The sequence below is a fragment of the Chryseobacterium arachidis genome (genome assembly GCF_900129245.1).
GTDB lineage: Bacteria > Bacteroidota > Bacteroidia > Flavobacteriales > Weeksellaceae > Chryseobacterium > Chryseobacterium arachidis.
This window is the reverse complement of sequence record NZ_FQUT01000006.1, coordinates 32,623-56,869: the sequence shown is the minus strand read 5'-3', so window position 1 is coordinate 56,869 and position 24,247 is coordinate 32,623. Positions and strand designations below refer to the sequence as shown.

The window sequence follows — 24,247 nt, the reverse complement described above, 5'->3', positions numbered from 1 at the left end:
AATTTATTGTTAAGTTTAATTTGTTCCTGATTCTATCCACATTGTTTGTCCATTCCGTAGGAATTTAAGCCATGTTGAGATGCTTTCAGCATGACAAAGTGACTTTTGATTTCTAAATTTCTTACCTTTAAAGAAAACGCATTTTCTCCTTTGAAAAAAGAATTTGACATACTTGTAATCGGCAGCGGATTGGGAGGTCTTGTTTCGGCACTTGTTCTGGCGAAAGAAGGTCTGAAAGTCTGTGTTTTGGAGAAAAATAACCAATATGGCGGAAATTTACAGACATTTTCCCGCGATAAGCTGATTTTCGATACCGGAGTTCACTATTTAGGCGGGCTTTCGGAAGGGCAGAATCTTCATCAGTACTTTTCTTATCTGGAAATCATGGAAGATCTTGAAATTCAGAAAATGGATGAAGACGGTTATGATAAAATTACTTTCGGAGAAGAAGAAACTGAATATCCTCATGCGCAGGGTTATGAAAATTTTGTGGAACAGTTAGCCAAATATTTTCCTGAAGAAAGGGAAAATTTAGAAGATTACTGTGAGGAAATTCAGAGGGTTTGCAGTCAGTTTCCGAGATATAATCTGGTGGGGAAAGACAATTATAACGAAGAAATCCTTCATTTAAATACGAAAAGATTTATTGAGTCTTTAACTTCAGATAAAAAACTTCAATCTGTTTTATTGGGGTCTAATTTTTTATATGCCGGAGATTCTGAAAATGTTCCGTTTTACGTGCATGCTTTGACGGTGAATTCTTACATTCAAAGTGCTTATAAATGTGTAAAAGGCGGAAGCCAGATTTCAAAATTACTGATCCGGAAATTGCGTCAGTACGGTGCTGAAGTTCATAAGCATTCCGAAGCTTCCGAATTTATTTTTAATGATACAAATTCTTTAGCAGGCGTAAAAACCAAAACCGGAAAAGAATATTCGGCGAAACAGTTTATTTCCAATATAGAAATTCGTTCAACCATTAAACTGATCGGGGAAGAACGGTTGAAAAGATCCTTTTTAAACAGAGTAATGAGTTGGGAACCTGTTCCTTCGTGTTTCAGTGTTTATCTGGTCTTAAAACCTCAGACGGTTCCGAATTTTAATTATAATATTTACCATTATTCCAACGAAGACTTGGTTTGGAATGCGTATCGTTACGAGAAAGATTCGTGGCCGGAAACCTATATGTTATCTTCAACACAATCAAAACATTATCCTGAATTTGCAGAAAGTCTCACCGCCATTTCCTACATGGATTTTAATGAAGTGAAAGAATGGGAAAATACTTTTAATACGGTTGCGGACGAACATGAAAGAGGAGAATTGTACGAAAATTTTAAGCTTGAAAAAGCCGAAAAAATGATTGATGCTCTGGAACAGAAAATGCCGGATTTAAGGGGATCTATTAAAAGAATATATACTTCTTCTCCATTGTCTTACCGTGATTATATCGGAAGTTTCGACGGAAACATGTACGGCTATATCAAAAGTTCGGAAAACCCTCTGAAAACAATGGTTTCACCTAGAACAAAGATCGATAATCTTTTTCTTACCGGACAATCTGTAAATATGCATGGAATTTTAGGTTGTACCATCGGAGCATTTAATACCTGTTCTGAAATCTTGGGAAAAGAAGTTATCAACGAAAGATTAACACAATTGATTAATAAAAATAAAGGTGAAAAATAGCGGACGTGATATACAGTTAGTTGTCATTCAGAACGAAATGAAATGTAGTGAAGAATCTAAATGCCAAAAAATAGATTTCTCCTTTCGTCGCAATGACAGATTGCTAAGCTTAATTTTTCTCAGCCTAAACCTTAGCTTTATCCTCACATCTTGTGGAATAAGAAAATCCATCAAACATGTTCCCGATGTAAAACAATATTCGATTGAAATTCCGAAAGTCAACAGAATCAATGATTCTACTTTTAGTTTTAATCAGAATTATTTAACTAAAAATAAACAGCAGCTTTGGGAATTGTATATTAAAGGAAATCCGTTACAACTGGGTTATAATAATGGAGCTTTGACACAGAGTCTGATGCAGAAGCAGGAAGAAATTTTCTTTTCAAAAGTGGAAGGTTTTGTACCATCGAAGTTTAAGCAAAATTTATTGCGCGGTTTTCTAAAATGGTACAACCGGAAAATGTATTTGAACGTCCGTGAAGATTATCAGGCGGAATTGTACGGTCTATCTCAGTATTCGTCGGATAAATATGATTTTATTGCTCCGAAATTTTTGAGAAGCATGTATTTGCATGGGGCTCATGATATTGGTCATGCCATGCAGGATTTAATGGTGGTTGGCTGTACTTCTCTCGCGGTCTGGAATGAAAATACGGAGGATGGAGATCTGCTGATCGGAAGGAACTTTGACTTTTATGTGGGTGAGGATTTTGCTAAAAATAAATTGATTGAATTTGTAGAGCCGGAAGAAGGAATTCCTTATCTGTCCGTTAGCTGGCCGGGAATGATCGGTGTTGTTTCGGGAATGAATAAGGAAGGAATTACGGTGACGATCAATGCCGGAAAATCTAAAATTCCGCTGACGGCAAAAACGCCGATTTCTCTGGTAACAAGAGAAATTTTACAATATGCAAAAAATATTGATGAAGCGATTGCTATTGCCAAAAAGCGGAAAGTTTTCGTTTCAGAATCGATTTTGGTGGGAAGTGCGAATGATAAGAATGCGGTGATTATTGAAGTTTCTCCGGATAATTTTGGTGTGTACAAAGTGGAAAATACAAGCCGTGTTTTTTGTACAAACCATTTCCAGTCGGATGCTTACAAAAATGACAAGAGGAATCAGAAACACATTATAGAAAGCCATTCTGAGTACCGTTACGAAAAATTGCAGGAACTTTTACAAGAAAATAGAAAACTGAATCCAGAGAAAATGGCTGTAATTTTACAGGATAAATCGGGTTTGAAAGGAGAAAAAATCGGCTATGGAAATGAAAAGGCAATCAATCAGTTGTTAGCGCATCACGCGGTGATTTTTTCGCCTCAGAAAAAACTGGTTTGGGTTTCTTCGAATCCGTATCAGTTGGGAGAATTTGTTTGCTATGATTTAAATGAGATTTTTTCGGATAAAAGATTGAAAAGCGGTGAGTTTGCAAAATCTGAATTGAATATTGCTAAAGATCCTTTTGTAGATTCTAAGGAATTTAGGAATTACGAAGAATATAAATTTGCCAGCTCTGAGGTGAATAATGCAACTGATGATAAAGATGTAATGCTTGCGGATGATTTTCTGCCTCATTATCAGTCTTTAAACCCTGATTTTTGGGGGGTGTATTATCAATCCGGGAAATATTATTTTAATAAAAAAGAATATTCCAAAGCAAAAACAGAATTTGAAAAAGCTTTGACTAAAGAGATTACAACCATTCCAGATAAAGAAAATGTTGAAAGATATTTGAAGAAAACGTTAAGGAAATTGAGGTAGTTTCAAGGTTTCGGCGGCGGCAAAGCCGCCGCCGAAACAAACAAACAAGTAACGAATTCAGAAAAATCAGCTAATCTCCGGACTTACCCGGTTCAAAAACAAAAACGTTGCAATACCAGAAATAACCGAAGCTGTACTTGCTAAGATCATACTTCCGATCACGTATTGAAGAAGATTATTTTTCACCAGATCGAAATTCAGTTCCTGACTAAAAATATCACTGTTTCCACTCACAAAGGGAGCTCCTAAAAACAATGAAGCCGCAATAATAAAAGGAATAAACGGAGGCAAGCTCACATTGGAAGCCACAAAAGCCAACACTTTATTCAGTTTAAAAAGAACGGCTAAAGAAATTACCAGTAAGGTCTGAAATCCCCAGAAAGGAGATAGTCCTATAAAAACACCCAGAGCAATTGAAAAAGCCTTTGTACGGTTGGTTCCGTCGCTTTCTAAAACATCTTCTTTGATGAATCTTTTAAAGCTTTTTTTTTTGAAATTATTCACAAAATTTCGCGGAATAATGTAAAGCAAAGTGATCGTTACCAAGATGGTATTAAGAATGCTGATCCTCGTAAAATCTTTAAAAGGCCTGAAATGGGAAACCCTTTCCGCAGGATCGTACAGAACTTTTATGGGAACATTCTTTACATGAACATGTCGCCACGCTGTTCGTACAATAATTTCAATCTCGAATTCGAATTTCGGGGTAAAATATTTTTTAGGAATTCTGTGTAAAGGGTATAATCGATAACCGGATTGCGTATCTTCAAGCTTAATTCCTGTCTCAAACCAAAACCAAAAGTTAGAAAAACGGTTTCCAAAGCTGCTTTTCTTTGGAATTCCGTCCTGAGACATGTTTCGGTTTCCAATTAATAAAACATCTTCCTTTTCATTAAGCAAAGCTTCTACAAAAACAGGAATATCATCGGGATAATGCTGTCCGTCCGAATCGATGGTTATTGTATAGTTGTAACCTGATTCTTTTGCCTTTCTGAAGCCGATTTTCAATCCGTTGCCTTTTCCTCTGTTCTCAGGTAAACTGATGATGTTAATTTGAGGATATTGGCTTAAAATCTCCTTTGTGGAATCGGTAGAGCCGTCGTTGACAACAATAATGTTTTCCGTGTAGTCTAAAACACCGTCGATCACTCTTTTCAGAGTTTTTTCATTATTGTAAGTAGGAATTAAAACGCAGATCTTTTTTTCAGCGATTGCATTTTGTACTTCAGGCAGGGTCATTGTTTTATTTAAAGGTTGCTTTTTCGGCTTCGGTCATCGTTTTGGATTGTGTAGCGAATCTTTTGATATAACTTTTCAGCGCAGTGTTTTGTTTGCTGTAATTATTTAAAAGAAAAGCTTTATCATCTTTAAGGCTTCCTCTGTATCCTACGATTTTAGGAATATTTTCCTGGACACTCATTCGGATCACTCTCAGTTCAGCGTTGTTCGGATTACTTTTAATAATGGCTTCAAGACTTGTTGCTCCGGATTTTACCAAAGCTTTTCTGTTGTTCTTGGTAATTTTGGCTTCCATAATCTGGGCTGCAGCTTTATAGCCCTGAACTATAGCGTCTGATCCGGATGCTTTTTCCGCAGTATTGATAAATGCCTCCGTATTTGCATTGGACGAATTTGCCTTTGCATAGCTTTCTCTCAAAGATTCAAGACCCGATTGGAAAAAAAGAATAAAAGCCGTTAAGAATGAAAAAATTAGCTTCATTTTGCTGTTTTTTGGTAGTTTACTGACATTTTTAATGCAATAGTCTCGCCAAAAGATGTCGTATTTTTTACTTTCACTTCTTCTTCGGTCTGAGTGATATCGAGTTGGAGTTTCAGGTCCGGTGTTTCAAACGGGTTAATGATCGCCATAAATTTCACGTTGGATGCCGTTTTTAGAAATAGAGGTGACCCTGTGAATTCTTCAGAAAGTTCTTTTACGATCTGCATCATGCAAACTCCCGGTGTCACAGGATTTCCGGGAAAATGTCCCTTGAAAATATCATGATCTTTATTCAAAGAAATGTTGGCAATATAACTTCCGTTTTCTGCCTGTTCATATGATTGTAAAGTATAAAAATCTGTAAGAATGGTCTGCATGTTATTCTGTTTCAGTTATTTGAAATAGTTTTATATTGATCTTGAAATCTTTGTGTTGAAGGTTCAAGCTATCCGCGAAGATATGTTTTTTTGCATCAAAAGTAAAATCGATTTTTTCCTTATTATTTTTCGTGTAAATGATTCGTTTCAATAAACCATTTTCTTTGTTAAAGAATAAATAATAGATTTTTTTGTCAACTTTAGAAAGATAAATTTTCGAATTGTCATTTTCAAAGCTTTCACTGACAGGATATTGTCTTTTTAAAAGCTGTTGGAAGTCGTTCTTTAAAAAGTTAATGACGATTTTTTTGTCTAAATCAGGAAGAACATAATTCAGCTTAAAATCATCATCTGAAATTTCAAAATCGATTAATTTATTTCCGAAATCTGAAGTGAGGACAACACGGTGTGTCGTTTCGTTAATTTTTTTTAATATCAAAATTCCGCTGACATGATTTTTATAAATATCCATCTGACATTTATAAACATAATCTTCGTTGGAAGAAAAATATAAATTCTCAACTGTTTTTTCAGAATTGGAAACAGATTTTGCATCCGCCAATTTGTAGGTTTTACACGAAACGAACAGTAAGAAAACCAGGCTATAAACTGAATTCTGAAGCAGCAATCGGCGCATTGATTTTGGTGTTTTTGAAAACAATATTCGTTGTATCTCCCGAATTTTCCGTCATGTTAACCTGCGAAACGGTTGATTGTCCTTTCGGAAAACTCAATTCGATCTGCTTAATATATTTCAACAATTGAGCTGATTTCGGGGTAAATTTTGCAATGTTGAAATTCGCATTTTTTAAGTAAGTCACAGAAAATTCAGGATCGTTGAACATTTGTCCGTTTGAACTTCCGACAATCAGCTTATTGATTTTTTCAAAAGTTTTACTTTTCGCATCAACAGAAGATTTTTTCCCTTGGTCATTGATGAAAATTTTATTATCCTTAAAAACAATGCTGTACTGATAAGGCTTTGTGTACTTCCAGCTCAGTATATTCGGAGTTTTTAAAGACATTTTCCCGTATGTTACAATGCTTTTATCCAAAAAATCCATCTTCTTGGTTTGGGTAAAATCTGCCTGTAAGGTTTTTATTTCTTTGGTTTCCGAAGAAATTTTAGTTACAAATGCTTTTGCTTCCGCTCCCGACATTGCTGTGTTTTGAGCAAAGACAAAAGTCGAAATTAATAAAAGAGTGCTTAAAGCTATATTTTTAATCATTGTTTAACGTCTTTTAAATTTAACCACAAGGATGACAAGGGTTTCACAAAGGATACTATTAAAGAATATTTATTAATAATTCTTGTGTTCCTGGCGAAATCTTTGTGTTCTTAGTGGTTTTCAAATTTATCAATTGTAAAAGTTGAATAATTTTTATCCTTCAAAAATACTAATAAATCCACCAAAACATTGTACGTTTTTTCCGAAGTATCATGAAGAAGAATGATACTTCCTTTTTTTAATCCTTTGGTGACTTTACGGTAAATTTTTTTCTCATCTTCTGTAATTGTATCGAGAGAACGGACATTCCAGCCGATGCTTTTTTTGTGGGTTCTTTTAATTGCTTTTGCAATATTTGGATTAGTAACACCAAAAGGAGGACGATATAAATGAGTTTTTAAATTCCCGATTTTTAGCATCACTTCATCACATTTTTCAATCTCCTCAACCATTTTTGAAGTCGATAAAAATCCGGTATTGTTGGAATGTGAAAGAGTATGATTTCCAATAGTATGACCTTCTGCAATAATCCTTTGAAAAGTTTCAGGATATTTTTCAATCTGCTTTCCGATACAAAAGAAAGTCGCTTTTACGTTATTTTCTTTTAATATATCTAAAAATTTCGGAGTGAATTCGGTTGGTCCATCATCAAAAGTCAAAGCTACTTCCTTTATTTTCGTTCTTTTATGAGTAATGTTGTTAACGAAATATCCCAATTCAATATCGAAAGAACCCCAAACGACAACCGCAGAAAACAATAAAAAACAAAACAAATACACCCAAAAAGTTCCGTGAAACGCATAAATAAAAACGTTACAGAAAAGATAAAATAGGATAAATGGATAATGTTTCATCTTTATTGTTTTTGAATTTTGGTTTAAAATATCCGCAATTTTATATGCGCAATGTCATTCTGAATGGAGCGAAGCGAAATGAAGAATCTCAACTTAATATTCTTAATCCTTAAATAAATTCTTAATGTTTTAAATTAAGCTAACCATTAAGTTTTAGTTTAGATGTTAAGATTATTAAGAGATTTCTCCTTCGTCGAAATGACAAATTCGCTGTTTCTTTTGCTGAGTGAAACGCCTTTACCTCAATTTTATGATTGATTCATTGGAGTCGGCGAAACTTCGTTTTGCGAACGGAAAATATTTTCAAACTTTTAAATAAAATCCTTGCGCTCTTTGCGTTAAAAATAATCCAACAAATTAAGCTTTCCTCAACAAAACTAAGCTATGATCACTTCCACCAAGATGATTATAAAGTAAAATATTTTTCACCTTATCTTTCTTCACAGAATTAATCATCATCACTTCCGGAATTTCCTGATTTTTAAGAATATGACAAGCCATAAACGTTGAAAAACCACTTGCTGTATTGAATTCTCCGCTCAAATGTTTATAATACAACAAAGCCGAATTTTCAAACAAATTCATTGCTTTCGTGTAATAAACATCCGATTTCGAGTCTCCGCTAAAACCTAAAATCACAGCATCAATATCATTTTTAGACAAATGATTTTTAGCTAAAAAATCTTCAATAAACTGTGCCGTTTCTTCCAAATCTAATTGACTATTGATCTGAATGTCTTGTAATTGAGCATAGGAATTTTCTGTTTTATCTTTTCCTAAAACAAAAAAATTGGCACCTTCTCCCCAAATGACACCATCTGTTGTTGAGTTCAGATAATCAACGGGAAGATTTTCTTCTTTTTTAATGGTCTTGTTTAATGTATACAATTCCATTGTCCGATCGGTTTGTTCGTCTGTTGAACCTACCAAAACGTTTTCCGCCTCGCCATCATTGATCTGTAATTTTGCATCCAAAAACGAAAATTCCAGTGACGAAGATGTGTTGACATACGTGAAATTGTACGCGTGACATTGCAGACCTAACGCAATTTGTCCGGCAACCGTATTGTGTGTGGACTGAATAAAAAACGTAGGAGTCAGAAATTCTTCGTTATTATCCAATACATTTTTCAGAAATTTTTCAGAATCCTGGGAACAGCCCATTCCTGTTCCGACGATAATTGCGTCGGGATTTTCGATTCCGGCTTCTTTTAAAGCATATTGAGAAGCGACGGAACTCATTTTTACCGTTTTAGACATTCTTCTGCTGGCTGCAGGCGGAATGAATTCCTTGTAATTGGGTTCGATCGCTTTTAAAACCTGAGATGAATTTTCGGGCTTAAGATTTTGGAAAAAATTTTCATTTAAAGTGTCCTGAACCGAGATGCAGGCTGCACTGTTGATGTAAACTGCACTCATGATTTTGAAAAAATTAAAGTTGAACAATTTCCTCCAAAGCCAAACGAATTGGAAAGAACGTGGTTAATATTTTTCTCTTTGAGTTCAGTTACAGGCGTTAAATCAAATTCTTCCATTTTGGTTTTAAAATTAAGATTCGGGAAAATAAGATTGTTTTGAATGGCCAATAATGAATATACCGCTTCAATTCCTGCTGCTGCTGCCAAAGTATGACCCGTAAAAGCTTTCGTAGAACTGAATTCAGGAACTTTATTTTCTCCAAAAATTCGGATCATTGCAATGCCTTCCGATAAATCATTATTCGGCGTTGCCGTTCCGTGAACGTTGATATAATCGATGCTTTCTTTATCTAAACCTGAGACTTTCAATGCTTTTTCCATGGCTAAATAAGCACCTTGTCCATTTTCCGAAGAAGCGGTTTGGTGATGTGCATCGTTCGCATTTCCGTATCCTGAAAGATAACCGAGAACTTTTTTGTTTTCTTTTTTCACAACTTCATCAGATTCCAAAACGATGAAAGCGGCAGCTTCACCAAGATTCAGACCTTTTCTGTCATTGTCAAAAGGGGTATTGTAAGAATCTGTAAGAATCATCAGCGTATTGAACCCATTCAAAGTAAATTTTGAAAGAGAATCTGTTCCGCCGACAATCACACGATCCAAAACGCCGTTTTTTATCAGTTTTGCCCCCATCATGATCGCATTGGCTGCAGACGAACAAGCTGTACTGATGGTTGAAACCATGCCTTTTAGCCCAAGATAATCTGCAATCAATAACGATGAATTTCCCGCATCGTGAGCGTCAATATATTTTTGCTTTTCAGGGAAGTCTTCGTAAGTGTAGAAATATTTTTCGGTAACGTCCATTCCGCCAACGCTGGTTGAAGAAATCAGCCCGGTTTTATATTCATTAATGTCGGAAATTCCGGCACTTTCTACAGCTTCTTTTGCAGCCATCATGCCTAACAAAGAGGTTCTTGTTGCATTGTTGTCTTCACTTAACTGAAGTTTTTGCACAAGTTCCTGATTAGACAATTTTATCTCGCCTGTTTTGATATTTCCGGCATGACGGGTTTCAAATAAACTAATATCTGAAATTCCATGTTTTCCGGATTTTAGCGAACTCAAATTTTCCTCCACATTGTTTCCAATGGCGGAAATAATGCCCATTCCTGTTATGGCAATTTTTTGACCCATTTTTACAAAATGTAACAAGATATCCATGTAACAGTTTATCAATTACTAGACTGCTACATTGATACATTGGTATATTAATTTATTTTGTTCTGTTTTCTTCAATGAATTTCGCCATTGTATCGATCGAAGAGAAAATTTCTTTCCCTTTTTTCGGATCGGCTAATTTGATTCCGTATTCTTTATCCAAAAGCACGATCAATTCCAGAGCGTCGATAGAATCCAACCCAAGACCTCCGCCGAATAACGGATCTGTATCTTTGATTTCTTCTACTGCAACGTCTTCTAAATTAAGAACTTCGATGATTTTGTGCTTTAATTCTTCTCTTAAGTTTTCCATAAAATTAATTTGAAAATATGTTAATGAGACAATTTGAAAATATATTCATCAGATATTTAATTTAAATTAAAAATTTCTGCTAAATAGTTGCTGTATTTTATTGACATGTTTTTACATTCTCAAATCAGCACATTTTCAAATTCTCAAATTTATAATGTCAGCAAATATACAAAAGCTTTATAACTTTCCTGATAGAGTTCTACCCAGCCACACAATACTTTATCAGCCTTACCCGACTGTAAAATCTGTGCTGCGTAATCGTTTAAAAATTGTTCATCAAATTCGTCCAAAACGAAAAAAGCATTCTCTGTCTGCATTTTATGTTTGATGCTGATTTCACCCACACAAATATTAGGCAAAGTATACACAAAAACGGCAGGACTTGGAAAATAATTTTCCTGAGAATTGATGCTTTCCTGATATTTGAAATCCGTATCTAAACTTGATGATTTATTAGCAAAAACCAATGCTGTCCTGCTGTGGTTTTCGTCTTTTAAAATCATTTCGGAAGCAAGAAAAGCGAGTTTACTTAAGTTATCCATTTTATGAAATTTAGGATAGTTTAATTCTAAACTTTTATAAGCTTCTTTCGCAAAATCTGAAAAATTTTCAGTTGGGGTTTCAAAAATAATGCCGTTGTTAAGAATGATTTTTGATTTTTCTATGGTGCAAATGTCTGTTTTCTTCATCGTTTTCATTTTAGCATTTTTCTAAAATAATTGCTGCATTACACCCACCAAAACCTGAAGCCGTTTTCAAAATATATTTGATTTCTGCGGGTTGACTTTCTTTAATAATATTCAAAGTTTGGGAAGTTCCCGTTTCTTCAAAGTTTTTAGATGAAATTAACGTGCTTTTCAACGCGCTTTCCATTGAAATAATACTTTCTAACAATCCTGAAGCTCCTAAACAATGTCCGTAATAGCCTTTCATACTGTTCAGAGGAACATTTCGCAATTCCATTCTGTTGAAAGCGATGGCTTCCATTTCGTCGTTGTATATGGTTGCCGTTCCATGGGCAGAAATAAAATCGATTTTTTCTGCTGGAATATTGGCTTCTGTCATAGCATTTTTGATACTGGCAAATAATCCGTCACCAGTCCTTGATGGTCCCGAAATATGGTTCGCATCATTAATTGCTGAATCTCCTAAAACTTTAAAACTAAATTTTTCGTTTGAGATTGCTTCGTCACTTCGTTCCTCGCAATGACTAGTAATATAAACCGCCGCCGTTGCTTCACCAATATTGATTCCGTCACGGTTTTTATCGTATGGTTTACAAATTTCTGTTCCAATTGCCTGAAAAGAGTTGAATCCCGAAATTACAAACTCAGAAATTTCGTCTCCGGCAATGACAAAAGCATCTTTATATTTTCCTGCCTGGATCATATTTTTCGCAACAGCAATCGCCATAACTCCTGAAACACAGGCATTAGAAACCACAATCGGTTTTGTTTTAAATCCGAAAAAGTCAGCAATTTTTTGAGCCAAGTTTGAAAGGAAAACGCCTTCCGGTAAAGTTTCCTGATTTTTTAATAAGCTGATATTTCCTTTTGTAGTTGATAAAATAAAAGCCGTTTCTTCTGAAATCTGATGTTTTTCAACCAAAGGTTTTAAACTCAACAAAAACATTTTTTCAAGCCTTGTGAATTCCGTACTGTCATTCTGAGCGGAGTCGAAGAATCTATTAAATTCTTCGTTCAGCTTTTCGGAATCAATCATAGAAGCATAAAAAGGCTCCTGATTTTCTATGATTTTATGTAAAGCTACGCCGGATTTTCCTTCCAAAAGAGCATTCCAGTTCGAAGAAACATCAAAACCTAAAGGCGTAATGCAGTTGTAATCTGTAATGTAAATTTCTTTCCTCATGATAATCCCATTTTATCTTTCCAGGCCTGAAAAAACTCAGGATTATACAAACATAAATTATTGTCAGAATCCAGAAAAACCTGAATCGTTTCTCCAGAACAGACTAATTTATTGTCTTCGTTAAAAAGCTCGTATCTGTAAATCAATTTCGCTGAAGTTGAATTCACGAAAGTTGTCACAATTTTGAAAGTTTCACCATATTTTAATGGCAGAAAATGCTCGCATGTGCTTTTTACAATCGGTGTTACAAATCCTGCTTTCTGAATATCAAGATAGGTCAAACCATGCTGTCTGCCGAAAGCCTCTCTGCCGTCTTCAAAATACACAATATAATGTCCATGCCATACAATCCCCAATGGATCTGTTTCGTTGAACCTTACGCGGACTTCTTCTGTACAAGTTAAATTTTCTTTAGACTGCATTTTGTTTTCTTTTTTTTAACACAAAGGGTACAAAGGTTTTCACAAGGTTCACAAAATAAATTTCCACATTTTCTATTTGCGTTAAAATACTTATGTTCTTCTCGGTTAATAAACCCTTAAGTTCACAAAGTTATATACAATGTTCACAATGGTTATTCTAAATTTTATATCGTTCAAACATTCTTCGTATGCGCTTTCTAAAAGTCCAGCTCCAAGTTGGCGATGAACTTTTAATCCGGAATCAAATATAACTTTTGAAATCTCATTTTCATTCATATTATTTGTGTTTTTCAGATTTTTATTTTACCACAAGGAACACAAAGTATTTCACGAAGAACACAAAAATTATCTCAAAGGTTTCAAATAGTTTATTTATTTGTGCTCTTTGTGATAAATCTTAGTGACCTTTGTGGTTAAATTTAAACTGCATTTTGTTTTCTTTCGTAAAATAATGAAATAGCGACCATGGCTATATAAAATAAAAATAGGAAAGTAATTTCTTTCGCAATTCCGCCGATTCCGCTGTTTCTTAAAATGATATCGTAATACGCATTCAAGCCCCAGTTCATCGGAGAGAATTTGGCGATGGTCTGCATAAATTCAGGCATTAAAAATACCGGAACCCAGATTCCGCCGACAGCCGCCAAAACTACAACGGAGGTTGCTCCAAATGGCGCAGACTGTTCCTGTGTATCGGCTACTGTTCCCAATAAAACTCCAAATCCAATCGCTGCCAAACCTGAAAATAAGGTCACAACTATAAGCTGGAACATTTTTCCTGTCACGTCAAACTGTGGTAAATCCATGTAAGGGAAAAGGTAAATTCCTACTGCGACCATCAGTAAAAACTGAATAACACAAATGATAAGATACGTAAATGTTTTTCCTAAAATATGAATAAAATAGGGAGTCGGACTGATCCTCGCTCTCACGCTCGTTCCCTGGCTTTTTTCTTTAACTAAATTAATAGACAATGGCACAACAATAAAGAAAATCGCAAACAAAGCCCAAGCCGGGACGTTGTGCTGAACGGAATTCGGCATGACATCCATGTTGCCTTTTTTCGGTGTGATTTCTTTAAAGCTGATCAAATTTTTATTTTCTTCCAGATTTTCTGTCGTTCCCAACTGATCCTGGAAAGCTTTGTAAATCTTTTTATTTTCGATCTCAAAAACCATTTTGTTCACAGCATTCATCACATTGTTTTTGAAGCCGATATTGGTTGCCGGATCGAAATATAAATGAATATCTTTAGCTTTTGAAACCGCTTTCTTCACGGCGGAAGAATCTGTTTCCAGACCGAATGAACTCACGATGGTCTGAACTTTAGAATCAATATTTGAATTGATATCTTTCGTTAAATTCTTAGGAATAACAATCGCCATTTGATAGTCGCCGCCAAAAACAGCATCCTGAGCAGATTTTTCCGTATAATTGGTCAGTAACTCAAATGTTTTGCTGCTTTCGAGTTCCTGTTTTATATTTTTTGAAACTTCAGACTTATCGTTATCAATGAAAATGATTGGAATTTTTGAGCCTTCCAGATTTTTGAAAGTAGAATCCTGAATCAAGGTAATCGTGATAATCAATAATAAAGGCATCACGAAAATAATGACAATTCCTCCGATATCTCTTTTCAGCAAAAGGATTTCCTTAACGAAACTTCTCCACAGTTTATACAACAACATCTCTTAATTCTTTTCCGGTTAATGAAATGAAAACATCTTCTAAGTTTTCGGCATTTGTTACTCTGTTCACCAATTCTTCAGGACTTCCCACCGCATGAATTTTTCCGTGATCGATGATGGCAATTTTTGTACAGAATTCCTCCGCTTCTGAAAGGTGATGCGAGGTATAAATGATACAAGTTCCTTTTTTATTCAGATCCAAAAGATGATCGATGATAGCTTTTTTTGACTGAACATCAACACCAACAGTTGGTTCGTCAAGAAATAAAACTTTAGGATTATGAAGGGTTCCCGCGATCAGATTGCAGCGACGCTTCATCCCTCCGGAAAACTGTTCTACTTTTTTATCTGCGAATTTTGACAAACCCATGATTTCTAAGGATTCATCAATAGCATGTCTTAATTTTTTGTGACTTAAACCATACAGACTTCCGAAAAACATTAAATTTTCTTTAGCGGTCAAAGTCGGATACAAAGCGTATTCCTGCGGAACAATTCCGATGATCTGTCTTAATTTAAAACCGTCTTTTTGCGGTGATAATCCGTTGATTTTAAAACTTCCTGATGTAGGCTTTATCAAACCCGAAAGCATGGAAATCAATGTTGTTTTTCCGGCTCCGTTTGGACCTAAAATTCCGTAGATTTCGTCTTTATCAATATTCAACGAGATATCATTTACAGAAAACTCTTCTGCATTTTTATATTTTTTATATAAATTTTTAATCTCAATAAAGTTCTCCATTTAAATCGCTTTTCTTAATTTTTTATAGAAAGCTTCTTCCAGATCTGCGATATGAAGCATTGTTTTCGAAAGCTGATTATAAATATCGCTTTTTGAATTTCTGTTTTTGTAAACTCTGGCAATATCCACCGCAAAATCTCTCCAAAGATCACCGATTGCTGTAATTTCTTTGGAAAGTTCTCTTAACTCATCATTTTTAAGAATCACCGCAGCTTCCTGTAAGAAAGCTCCGTAAATGAATCTGAAACCACCACCTCCGGTTCCGATTTCTTCCTGCATTCTGATCAATTGTCCCAAATAATGATTGGTCGTTTTTGTCCCTTTTTTTGCAGCCCATTTCGGAATGCTATTCGCTACCCATCGCATGGCTTTTACTCCAATAATCGGAACAGGAGCCAGCATATTTTTACAGGTATCTTTGATCCCTTTTTTGATGGCTTCTTCCAGGTTTACATTTTCCGGAATGTAAGTCGGGTAGTACATATGACCTTTTGGCGGAAGAGCGCCTTTTGCATATCTTACTTTTTCCAGTTCGGCTTCGGTAAGCGTCGTTGTGTAATCCATCACAGGATCACTGATCAGGAATTTTCCGTTTTCTTTTCCGTAAACGACAAGATTGTGAGCATTGAAATGGAATTTATATTCTTCAGGAAAATAAGTAAGATTGAAAACTCCTACCTGAAGTCCTGTCGGGATATTATTTTCTAAGTTTTTTTCCAGCGCTTTCTGAGCTTCTGCCGGATTTGAGAATTTGACTCTTTTAATTTTTATTCCCAGTCTTTTTGCCGCTTTGCTGAAAATCGCACCTGGCATCGGGCGATAACTGAAACCGGGAGCGAAATTCACTTTTAAAAAAGGAAGATACACAAAGAACAGTCCGGAACCGATTCCGAAAATCATGGGTTCGCTGAGTTTTAACCCTTTGTTTAATAGTAAATTGGAGGCAACACCGTTTTCGCAATGAGCGGTCTGATGGTGTTCAAAATTAAGTTTCATTTTTTTGCTTTTCTCTTTTTATCGCAGGAAATAATTGCATCTGGATTACGTAGAGACTCTTCCTACATCAGAATGACAAAACGAAATAGTTTTCTACTTTAAATTAATTATTTACCGTTAAAGTTTTTTAATTCATCCACTGAAATACCAAAAGCGTCGGCATATTTTTTCAGTACGGATTCACTTAGTGTTTTAAAAATTTTCGGTTTTGCATGTCTTTTTACGCGCCATTGCCACATTCCGACATAGGCTGCCAAAACCTGTAGATCCATTTTATTCAGCTCCATGAAATAAATAATCGGACTTACGATATTATTGGCAACATTTTGTTTTGCTTCTTCAATACGCTCATGAATCAGCTCCATCGATTCTTCCAGTGCCGCTTTTTTGGCGTCCCAGCCAATGCTGTTGGCTGTGGTGTAATTATCATTTTCATCCGTCACATATAACACTTCGGTCATGTTGGCCGACTTCAGGTTGCTTTCGTCTTGAGGAAGGTCTTGTTTTTTCATCTGAAAATATTGATATTATACTGTGCGGATCAAAAATTTTTGTCTGTTTTCTGACTCAAGGAATCAGTTGGCTAAAATAATAAAAATGCAGGACATAGGATAATGAAAAAATTCCGCAAAAAGATTAAGGATGTGTTTCTAAGAAGAAATGAGTATGGCAGGGCAGTTCCCAGAATAAAAAGGCGGAAAAGATAAAATCCTTCCGCCTGACGATTAATTTTTATTTGTATCTTATTTGCTGACAACCAGTTTGTAAACTGATTTTCCGCTAAAGTAAACTGACAGTCCAAAGAAAAAAAGAATTCCCATTACTCCGAAGAATTCTATGAATCTCATGAATACATTAGGTTCTTTTGCATCACCATCCATTAAAAAGCCTATAGTGGTAAGAATTGCAGAGCCTGTAAAAATGTTTAAAATTTTTCTTTTCATGGTAGATTTTTAAGTTGTACTTTTCATAACGACACAGTTGCGGTTTTATTTTGCGATAATTTGAGCTAATAAAAGTTCTATTGATTTTGAATTAACTAAAATTGTAACAAAAGCACAGTAAAATCTACCCATTAGTTATAAAATAAATTCCAATATGAAGAAATTCTTTATTTCTGTTTCAGTTTTCTGTATGATCAATGCGATGGCTCAGAAGTTTGAAACTCAAAAATTAACCGATAATCAGGGCTATGCTTACGAAACGGTAAAAAATGACCAATCGGGAGTAAGAGTATATACTTTAAAGAACGGTTTGAAAGTCTATCTTGCCAAAAACGAAGATGCACCGAGAATTCAAACGTATATTCCGGTAAGAACGGGTTCTAATAATGATCCGAGCGATAATACAGGATTGGCTCACTATCTTGAACACATGGTTTTCAAGGGAACTTCACACTTGGGAACTCAGGATTGGGCGAAAGAAAAAGCATTACTTCAGCAAATCTCTGATCTTTATGAACAGCACAAGGCAGAAAAAGATCCGGTTAAGAAAAAAGAATTATACAAAAAAATCGATCAGGTTTCTAAGGAAGCTTCAAAATATGCAATTGCCAATGAATATGACAAAGCGATTTCTTCTTTAGGAGCAACAGGAACCAATGCTCATACCTGGCTTGATGAAACGGTTTATAAAAATAATATTCCATCCAACGAATTGGAAAAATGGCTTAAAGTAGAAAAAGAACGTTTTTCTGAATTGGTTTTAAGACTTTTCCATACAGAATTGGAAGCGGTTTATGAGGAATACAACAGGGCGCAGGATAATGACGGCCGTTTGGTTAATTACGCTTTAATGGAAGCTCTTTTCCCCAAACATCCCAATGGGCAGCAAACAACAATCGGAACTTCCGAACATTTGAAAAGTCCTTCAATGGTAGCGATTCACAAGTATTTTGATACATATTATGTTCCTAATAACATGGCTGTTGTTTTAGTGGGAGATCTTGATTTCGACAAAACGATAAAGTTAGTTGACCAATATTTCGGGACTTTCAAATACAAAGAATTGCCAATGAAAAAAATGATAACGGAAGAGCCGATGACTTCAATCGTTACCAGAACCGTAAAAAGTCCGTCTGCAGCAAGAATGACAATGGCTTGGAGAACCGATTCTTACGGAACTCAGGAAGCAAGAATGGCGGATGTTGTTGCTGAAATTTTAAGTAACAGAGGTGATGCAGGTTTAATAGACCTTAATATCAATCAAAAACAAAAAACATTAGGAGCAGGCGCTTACGAATCACCATTTAAAATGTATGGTTCTTTTGCTTTAACGGTAACTCCGAAAGAAGGACAGAGTTTTGATGAAGCTAAAAAATTGTTACTGGATCAGTTGGATTTGGTAAAACAAGGAAAATTCCCTGACTGGATGCTGAAAGCAATCGTTAATGATAAGAAAGTTCAGAGAATGAAAACATGGGAAACGGCAGACGGTCTGGCTACCAATCTTTACGATTCTTATATCAACGGAAGAACATGGGAGCAGGAATTGGATGAAATCAATGAATATGAAAAGATCTCAAAAGCAGATGTTGTAAAGTTTGCCAATGAGTTTTTCAAGGATAATTACGTTGTCGTTTACAAAGAAAAAGGAGTTAATGATAAACTGGTAAGAGTAGAAAACCCTGGAATCACGCCGATCGAGCTGAACAGAAGTGCACAATCACCTTTCCTAAAGGATATTTTAGCAATCAAACCTGCGCCGATTCAGCCTGAATTTATTGATTATAAAACCGCAATCCAGACTTCTCAGATCAAGGATAAGAAAATCAGCTTTGTTAAAAATAAGGATAATCAGATTGCTCAGGTAAGTTATATTTTCCCTTTCGGAACAGATAATGACAAAGAATTATCTTTGGCTATCACTGTTTTAGAATATCTTGGAACCGATAAGTACACTCCGGAGCAATTGAAGGAAGAATTCTATAAATTGGGAATTTCAAACAGTTTCAGAACTTCCAATGACCAAACGGTGATTACTTTGAGCGGTCTTGAAAGCAATATGCCAAAAGGGGTTGAATTGATGAACCATCTTTTAAGCAATGTAAAAGCAGACAAAGCGATTTACGATCAAACGGTAAAAACAATTCTTGAAGCGAGAGATGTCGCTAAAAAAGACAAAGTAAGAATTATGGCGGCTTTGAGTAATTATGCGAAATACGGAAAAGATTCCAGAATGACGGACATTGTTTCCAAAGAGCGTATGCAAAGTATTAATGTCGCTGATCTGATGAAGAAAATCAAGACCATCAGCCAATATCCTTACGAGGTTTTCCTTTACGGACAGGATCAGAAAAACCTGGAAAAAGCTGTAAAACCTTATATTGCCAATACAACTTTACAGCCTGCGAAAGCAAAAGTATATGCTGAGCCTGCAACGGAAGGAAAAGTATATTTTACCAATTATGATATGGTGCAGATGGAAATGTCCAAAATTGCGAAAGGAAGCAATGTGAATTTAGGAAACTTCGGTAAAGCTAACGTTTTTAATGAATATTTCGGACGCGGATTGTCTTCTATTGTTTTCCAGGAGATCAGAGAAAGTAAATCTTTGGCGTATTCTGCATATGTTTCTTATGGTACAGCAAACGAACTGAACCATCCGAATTATGTAACAAATTACATCGGAACTCAATCTAACAAATTACCGTTAGCAGTAACGGCGATGAATGATCTGATGGCACAATTGCCACAGATTCCGGCTCAGTTCGAAAATTCTAAAGGCTCTGCACTGAAACAGATTGCATCCAACAGAATTAACAGAACAAGTATTTTCTTTAATCAATTAGCATTGAAAAAATTAGGGGTTGATTATGATATCAGAAAAGATATTTATTCTGAAATTCAAGGATTGACGTTGCCTCAATTAACTAGTTTTTATGACACAGAAATCAAGCCATTAAAATATAATACAGCCATCATCGGGAAAAAAGAAAACCTGAATATGGAGTCTATTAATAAAATGGGACAGTTTACAGAAGTTAGTCTGGAAGAGATTTTCGGATACTAATTTTTAGTTGACATAAAATTTGAAAGTGGGGTAGAAATGCCTCACTTTTTTTGTTCCGGGTATTTAAATAGCGAAAAAGGGTAATTGAATGGTATTCATAAGTACAAGAAATTTGTTCATAATAATTAAAAAACGATATTATGAGACAAATTAAACCTGCTTTATTTACTATTGTAGATAAAAAATTGAAAGAGAATGGGGCAGCTCAAAAAGCCATTGAAGAGAAAGATGCACGAAGCTTATTGGTATATGCAGCTGAAGCCTGTGTCGGTGAAACAGAAGAAGGTAAAGATAATTATGGAACTTTTGTTGAACTTTGTCAAAAGACGGTAGATAATGAGGCTAAAGGTGAGTCTTGGTGTATGGGATTTGTACAAAGTATGATTTCTTACGTAGAAACAAAATTAGAAATTTCTTCGCCTGTTGCGACTTCTGAAAATTGTTTGAAAGTATGGAAGAATACTCATAAATCTAAAATCGTCAAGCAAATTCCTAAAAGAGGGGCGATAGCGATTTGGAGAGATGTTTCAAATTCTCAAAAATTGGATTCTCCTATTGACAGTGATAGAAAGATATATAAAGGTAAGGGACACACTGGTTTTGTACTTGAATATGATTATAATCTCAAAGTGAAAACGATGAAAACCGTAGAAGGAAATACAAATGTTGCCGGATCTGGAACGAGAGATGGAGTTTTTAGAAGGAATGATAGAAAAAAAAAGAGAAATATCGGGAAACTTAGAAGTTGTAGGTTTTATAATTCCTTTTTAAGTTTAAACTGTTAAATGAAACGAAAGCTGCTCAAAAGAGCAGCTTTTATATGTTGTAAAGCAAGTTTTTTATGACTTCACTTCCTGAATAAACAGATTAATTTCACCCTTTATCAGTAACTGATCACCAACAAAAGTTTCACAGGAAATCTGGCAGATGTTTTCAAACTGAGAAACCAAAGATGCTTTTGAAATAATCTTGTCGCCGACTTTCGGTAAAGCAAAAACTTCAATTTTCTTGATATTGGTAATAAAGCCGATTACTTTTGTATCTGCATCAGGATTTTCGAAGAAGCTTTGCCCTAGAATGGATGAACAGGTTTGAGCTAAATTTTCAATTAATCCCGCTTCAACGAATTCATTGTTGTGAACAAAGATGTTGTCTTTTTTGATTTCAAAGGAAGTAATCACGTTTTCCGGGGTTAATTCCAGAATATAATCTGCCATCAGCATCGGTTCCCGGTGCGGCAAAAAGTTATGGATATTGATGATATTTTCTTCCTTGATTTCCATTCAATTATATATTGTTTTGAATTAAATTTTTAACGCAAAGTTCGCAAAGATTTTTTGACTGCTAAACGTTTTTAAGTTCGCAAAGGCGTTTGACTATGTCGAATCTTCGATTTCACTTAGCCAAGATCGCAAAGCTTTTAATTCAAATATTTAAATATTACATTACAACCGTTTTCATCTGCGATTTTGCAATCACCTCATCGTTGATTTTCGTTACGATATCAACTAAAGTTACGCCCATCATTTCGTTAATGATAGACACTTCTGAAGTTAGTTTGTCTCCCAATTTCGGCAACTGTATGGCTTCAAAAGTTTTGATAGCGCCAATGTAACCGGTTGGAGCTTCTTTTCCCAATAAATAATATTTGTAGCCGGTGTGCAAAGCCACGCTTTGTGCCTGATGTTCCACCAAACCTGAAGCTTGAAAAATCCCGTCCTGAACAAAAATGTTTTCTTCCTTTACTTCAAATCCTGATACCAACTCTGTTTCGGAGTATGCTGCAATGCTGTTTACCATGACGAAAGGAAATCGCTGTGGAATTAAGCTTTCCACAAAGCTTTGGTCAGATGTAGGTAATTTGTTTTCCATTAGCAAACCGTTAACAAAGCACAAGAATAAGCAAATCTTCCACTTTCAGGAACGCAAAGAAGTACTTTTTCTCCTTTTTTCAGCTTCCCTGAATTCATTAATTCTTCCAAAGCGATAAAGATAGATCCTGCTCCGATGTTTCCAACTTCAGAAAGATTGTAGAACCATTTTTCCCAAGGGAAATCCAGACCTACATTGGCAAATTCTTCTTTTAAACCTTCTTTAAAATAACCGGAAGAAATATGTGCCAAAACATGATCAACAGTCTCCGGATCAAGATTGTGCTTGTCGAAAGATGATCTTAAACTTTCAGCACCCTTTACCAGAATATATTTATCTAAAATTTTTGTGTCCTGCTTTAATGCAAAAATAGACTGTTTCAGCCATTCGTCTGATGGATAATCTGCCCAGGATTTCAGGCTTCCGTCTTCCTGCTTTTCGCAGCCCGCGTACATACAGGCTTCGATCTCGTGAGCGTAAGAATAGAAATCGATCCATTCCACTTTCAAATTCGTTGTATTTTCTCTTGGTTTGTTTTCCAATAAGAAAGCTCCGGCTCCGTCTGAAAGCATCCATCTCAGGAATTCTCTTTTGAAGGCGATGATCGGTCTCTCTTCAAGCAAGATTAGATTTTCCGCTTCATGATTGAACTTATCTGCCGTCATCCAGGCCGACATTCTTTCAGAACCTGCGCAAACGGCTTTTTCCTGAACTCCTGCTTTTACAGAAAGGAATCCGTAATTCAGAGCATTCATTCCGGAATTGCAGAGTCCTGTTGCGGTATTAATTTCAATAGATCTTCCGATGTTTAGCTCACCATGAACCATTGAAGCGTGGGAAGGCTGAATCTGATCGGGAGAAGTAGTCCCTACAGATAATAATTTCATGTCTTCCTTTTTGAAATTTTCATCAAAAAGTCCCTCAACTGCTTTTGCTGTGATCTGAGCATTGGTGTGAGTGGGGTTTCCTTCTTTGTCTAAAGCGTAATATCTCGTCGTGATTTTGTTATTTCTTAAAATAAGTGCTTTTGCTTTAGATTTTGCGCCATTTATATAACCAAGATACGTTTCCATTTCGTCATTTGAAACCGGCTCATTGGGTAAGTATTTTGATGCTTTTGTTATAAATACGTCGTACATTCTATTTTAAATTAATTCCTTGTAAATATTCTCTCTGTTTTTTTCTTTTAAACCAAAAGATAGGTGTTGTTAATAGGTGTAAAACCAATACGATAGGCGAAATAATCCATATCGCGGCCATCAAATATACCTTAAAGAATTTGATGAGCAATGGTCGTTTCTCTTTTTTCTTCATGATAAGATTAGACCAGATCGTGAAAATTTTGTTTCCTACTTTCTCAACTCTCACCAGAAATGCGCGGATTTCTACGGCTCCGTTTTTTACCAAATCCGGCTGCAGTGTATCTAAATCATTATTTTTTAAATGTTTTTCGATAATCTCACCGTACTTTACAGAACCTTGGATTTCTTCATCCGAAACTCCGGCTGCAGGTAGCATTCCGGATTTTTCTTTTTGACCTGTCGTCATCCAGCGAAGGATCGTTAATACACTTGTATAATTGTCGTGTCGGTCTACCAAAGCGATATTTCCTACCAATCTGGCTTTCATATTCTTTAAATATACTTTCAGTTTTTCCTGCGAAAACATCCACATATTTCTTGTTCCGGAAATCGTAACAATGGGGGTGTCTTTCAGGAGCTTTTCCGCATACCCACTTTTCAGAAATGAAATGATCGGTATAGACGGCGTTAAATACCAAACCTGATATCCGAAAATGATAAAATCATATTTCTTATTCAATATATCTTCTGACGGGGGAATAATTTCGCCCGGAATCTGCAGATAAGACTCCGGAAATGTATTGAAAAATACATCATTTGTCCAAGGAAAAGGAAAGTCCTTTTTCATCTGAATATTGTAATAGGTAACGTTGTACTCATCCTTTTTAGCTACAAAAGGCTGGGCAACATTCTTTACAATATCCGTCAGCTGACCGGTTTGTGAGTAATATATAACAAGTATATTTTTTTGCATTAGCTTTTT

General features: G+C 35.5%; 25 protein-coding genes and 1 pseudogene. 4 read left to right on the top strand and 22 right to left on the bottom strand.

Annotated elements, in window-relative coordinates; all coding sequences use genetic code 11:
* Positions 1-150 precede the first annotated feature (150 nt).
* A complete protein-coding gene (locus tag BUA89_RS12430; RefSeq protein ID WP_072958599.1) occupies positions 151-1,689 on the top strand; it encodes a phytoene desaturase family protein in 1,539 nt (512 codons plus the stop codon).
* 37 nt (positions 1,690-1,726) lie between these two features.
* Positions 1,727-3,451 carry a C45 family autoproteolytic acyltransferase/hydolase gene (locus tag BUA89_RS12425; RefSeq protein ID WP_083531678.1) on the top strand — a complete coding sequence of 575 codons (1,725 nt, stop codon included), beginning with the start codon at positions 1,727-1,729 and terminating at the stop codon, positions 3,449-3,451.
* A gap of 66 nt (positions 3,452-3,517) precedes the next feature.
* Here BUA89_RS12425 and BUA89_RS12420 read toward each other — a convergent pair whose 3' ends face one another.
* The 18 genes and pseudogenes from BUA89_RS12420 to BUA89_RS12335 form a co-directional block, all read right to left on the bottom strand.
* Entirely contained in the window at positions 3,518-4,690 is a 1,173-nt protein-coding gene (locus tag BUA89_RS12420; protein WP_072958168.1) for a DUF2062 domain-containing protein, read from the bottom strand.
* Positions 4,691-4,694: 4 nt separating this feature from the next.
* The gene (locus BUA89_RS12415; RefSeq protein ID WP_072958165.1) at positions 4,695-5,171 is read right to left on the bottom strand and encodes a hypothetical protein; all 477 of its coding nucleotides are present in this window, start codon (positions 5,169-5,171) and stop codon (positions 4,695-4,697) included.
* Positions 5,168-5,548 carry an ApeI family dehydratase gene (locus BUA89_RS12410; RefSeq protein WP_072958162.1) on the bottom strand — a complete coding sequence of 127 codons (381 nt, stop codon included), beginning with the start codon at positions 5,546-5,548 and terminating at the stop codon, positions 5,168-5,170. Before BUA89_RS12410 ends, BUA89_RS12415 begins: the two co-directional genes overlap by 4 nt.
* A 1-nt stretch (position 5,549) precedes the next feature.
* On the bottom strand, positions 5,550-6,185 hold the full coding sequence (locus BUA89_RS12405; protein WP_072958159.1) for a flexirubin biosynthesis protein LolB2: 636 nt from the start codon (positions 6,183-6,185) through the stop codon (positions 5,550-5,552).
* Positions 6,151-6,777 (bottom strand): flexirubin biosynthesis/transport protein LolA2, encoded by a 627-nt coding sequence (locus BUA89_RS12400; protein ID WP_072958157.1) that lies wholly within the window; start codon positions 6,775-6,777, stop codon positions 6,151-6,153. The genes BUA89_RS12405 and BUA89_RS12400 overlap by 35 nt, the downstream gene beginning before the upstream one ends.
* Before the next feature lie 110 nt (positions 6,778-6,887).
* Positions 6,888-7,631 carry a polysaccharide deacetylase family protein gene (locus tag BUA89_RS12395; protein WP_072958154.1) on the bottom strand — a complete coding sequence of 248 codons (744 nt, stop codon included), beginning with the start codon at positions 7,629-7,631 and terminating at the stop codon, positions 6,888-6,890.
* A gap of 357 nt (positions 7,632-7,988) precedes the next feature.
* Positions 7,989-9,050, bottom strand: coding sequence for a beta-ketoacyl synthase N-terminal-like domain-containing protein (locus BUA89_RS12390; protein WP_072958151.1), 1,062 nt, complete (start codon positions 9,048-9,050; stop codon positions 7,989-7,991).
* Positions 9,047-10,246 (bottom strand): beta-ketoacyl-[acyl-carrier-protein] synthase family protein, encoded by a 1,200-nt coding sequence (locus BUA89_RS12385; RefSeq protein ID WP_072958145.1) that lies wholly within the window; start codon positions 10,244-10,246, stop codon positions 9,047-9,049. Before BUA89_RS12385 ends, BUA89_RS12390 begins: the two co-directional genes overlap by 4 nt.
* 79 nt (positions 10,247-10,325) lie before the next feature.
* A complete protein-coding gene (locus BUA89_RS12380) occupies positions 10,326-10,583 on the bottom strand; it encodes a phosphopantetheine-binding protein (protein ID WP_034672593.1) in 258 nt (85 codons plus the stop codon).
* 149 nt (positions 10,584-10,732) lie between these two features.
* The gene (locus BUA89_RS12375) at positions 10,733-11,272 is read right to left on the bottom strand and encodes a 3-oxoacyl-ACP synthase (protein ID WP_083531677.1); all 540 of its coding nucleotides are present in this window, start codon (positions 11,270-11,272) and stop codon (positions 10,733-10,735) included.
* A 10-nt stretch (positions 11,273-11,282) separates the two neighbouring features.
* Positions 11,283-12,452, bottom strand: a complete 1,170-nt coding sequence (locus BUA89_RS12370; protein WP_072958139.1) for a beta-ketoacyl synthase N-terminal-like domain-containing protein — start codon at positions 12,450-12,452, stop codon at positions 11,283-11,285.
* Complete coding sequence (locus BUA89_RS12365; protein WP_072958136.1) at positions 12,449-12,874, bottom strand: acyl-CoA thioesterase; 426 nt, start codon at positions 12,872-12,874, stop codon at positions 12,449-12,451. Before BUA89_RS12365 ends, BUA89_RS12370 begins: the two co-directional genes overlap by 4 nt.
* A 174-nt stretch (positions 12,875-13,048) precedes the next feature.
* Positions 13,049-13,150: pseudogene (locus tag BUA89_RS23310) on the bottom strand (GxxExxY protein); the annotation flags it as partial.
* A gap of 143 nt (positions 13,151-13,293) precedes the next feature.
* A complete protein-coding gene (locus BUA89_RS12355) occupies positions 13,294-14,562 on the bottom strand; it encodes an ABC transporter permease (protein ID WP_072958133.1) in 1,269 nt (422 codons plus the stop codon).
* Complete coding sequence (locus BUA89_RS12350; protein ID WP_072958129.1) at positions 14,549-15,304, bottom strand: ABC transporter ATP-binding protein; 756 nt, start codon at positions 15,302-15,304, stop codon at positions 14,549-14,551. The genes BUA89_RS12355 and BUA89_RS12350 overlap by 14 nt, the downstream gene beginning before the upstream one ends.
* A complete protein-coding gene (locus BUA89_RS12345; RefSeq protein ID WP_072958125.1) occupies positions 15,305-16,300 on the bottom strand; it encodes a BtrH-related acyltransferase DarH in 996 nt (331 codons plus the stop codon).
* Positions 16,301-16,407: 107 nt separating this feature from the next.
* Entirely contained in the window at positions 16,408-16,812 is a 405-nt protein-coding gene (locus tag BUA89_RS12340; RefSeq protein ID WP_072958122.1) for a flexirubin biosynthesis protein DarG, read from the bottom strand.
* A gap of 231 nt (positions 16,813-17,043) precedes the next feature.
* On the bottom strand, positions 17,044-17,244 hold the full coding sequence (locus BUA89_RS12335) for a hypothetical protein (protein ID WP_072958118.1): 201 nt from the start codon (positions 17,242-17,244) through the stop codon (positions 17,044-17,046).
* A gap of 154 nt (positions 17,245-17,398) precedes the next feature.
* On the opposite strand from BUA89_RS12335, the gene BUA89_RS12330 reads away from it, so the two are divergent.
* Complete coding sequence (locus BUA89_RS12330; protein WP_072958115.1) at positions 17,399-20,311, top strand: M16 family metallopeptidase; 2,913 nt, start codon at positions 17,399-17,401, stop codon at positions 20,309-20,311.
* 140 nt (positions 20,312-20,451) lie between these two features.
* Positions 20,452-21,096 carry a hypothetical protein gene (locus BUA89_RS12325; RefSeq protein WP_072958112.1) on the top strand — a complete coding sequence of 215 codons (645 nt, stop codon included), beginning with the start codon at positions 20,452-20,454 and terminating at the stop codon, positions 21,094-21,096.
* Positions 21,097-21,150: 54 nt separating this feature from the next.
* Here the strand turns inward: BUA89_RS12325 and BUA89_RS12320 are convergent, their stop codons facing one another.
* From BUA89_RS12320 to BUA89_RS12305, 4 genes are all read right to left on the bottom strand, one after another.
* A complete protein-coding gene (locus BUA89_RS12320) occupies positions 21,151-21,594 on the bottom strand; it encodes a hotdog family protein (RefSeq protein ID WP_072958108.1) in 444 nt (147 codons plus the stop codon).
* A gap of 157 nt (positions 21,595-21,751) precedes the next feature.
* Positions 21,752-22,183, bottom strand: coding sequence for a hotdog family protein (locus BUA89_RS12315; protein WP_072958104.1), 432 nt, complete (start codon positions 22,181-22,183; stop codon positions 21,752-21,754).
* The gene (locus BUA89_RS12310) at positions 22,183-23,322 is read right to left on the bottom strand and encodes a dialkylresorcinol biosynthesis protein DarB (protein ID WP_072958101.1); all 1,140 of its coding nucleotides are present in this window, start codon (positions 23,320-23,322) and stop codon (positions 22,183-22,185) included. Before BUA89_RS12310 ends, BUA89_RS12315 begins: the two co-directional genes overlap by 1 nt.
* A 1-nt stretch (position 23,323) precedes the next feature.
* Complete coding sequence (locus BUA89_RS12305) at positions 23,324-24,238, bottom strand: hypothetical protein (protein ID WP_072958097.1); 915 nt, start codon at positions 24,236-24,238, stop codon at positions 23,324-23,326.
* Between the last annotated feature and the right edge of the window lie 9 nt (positions 24,239-24,247).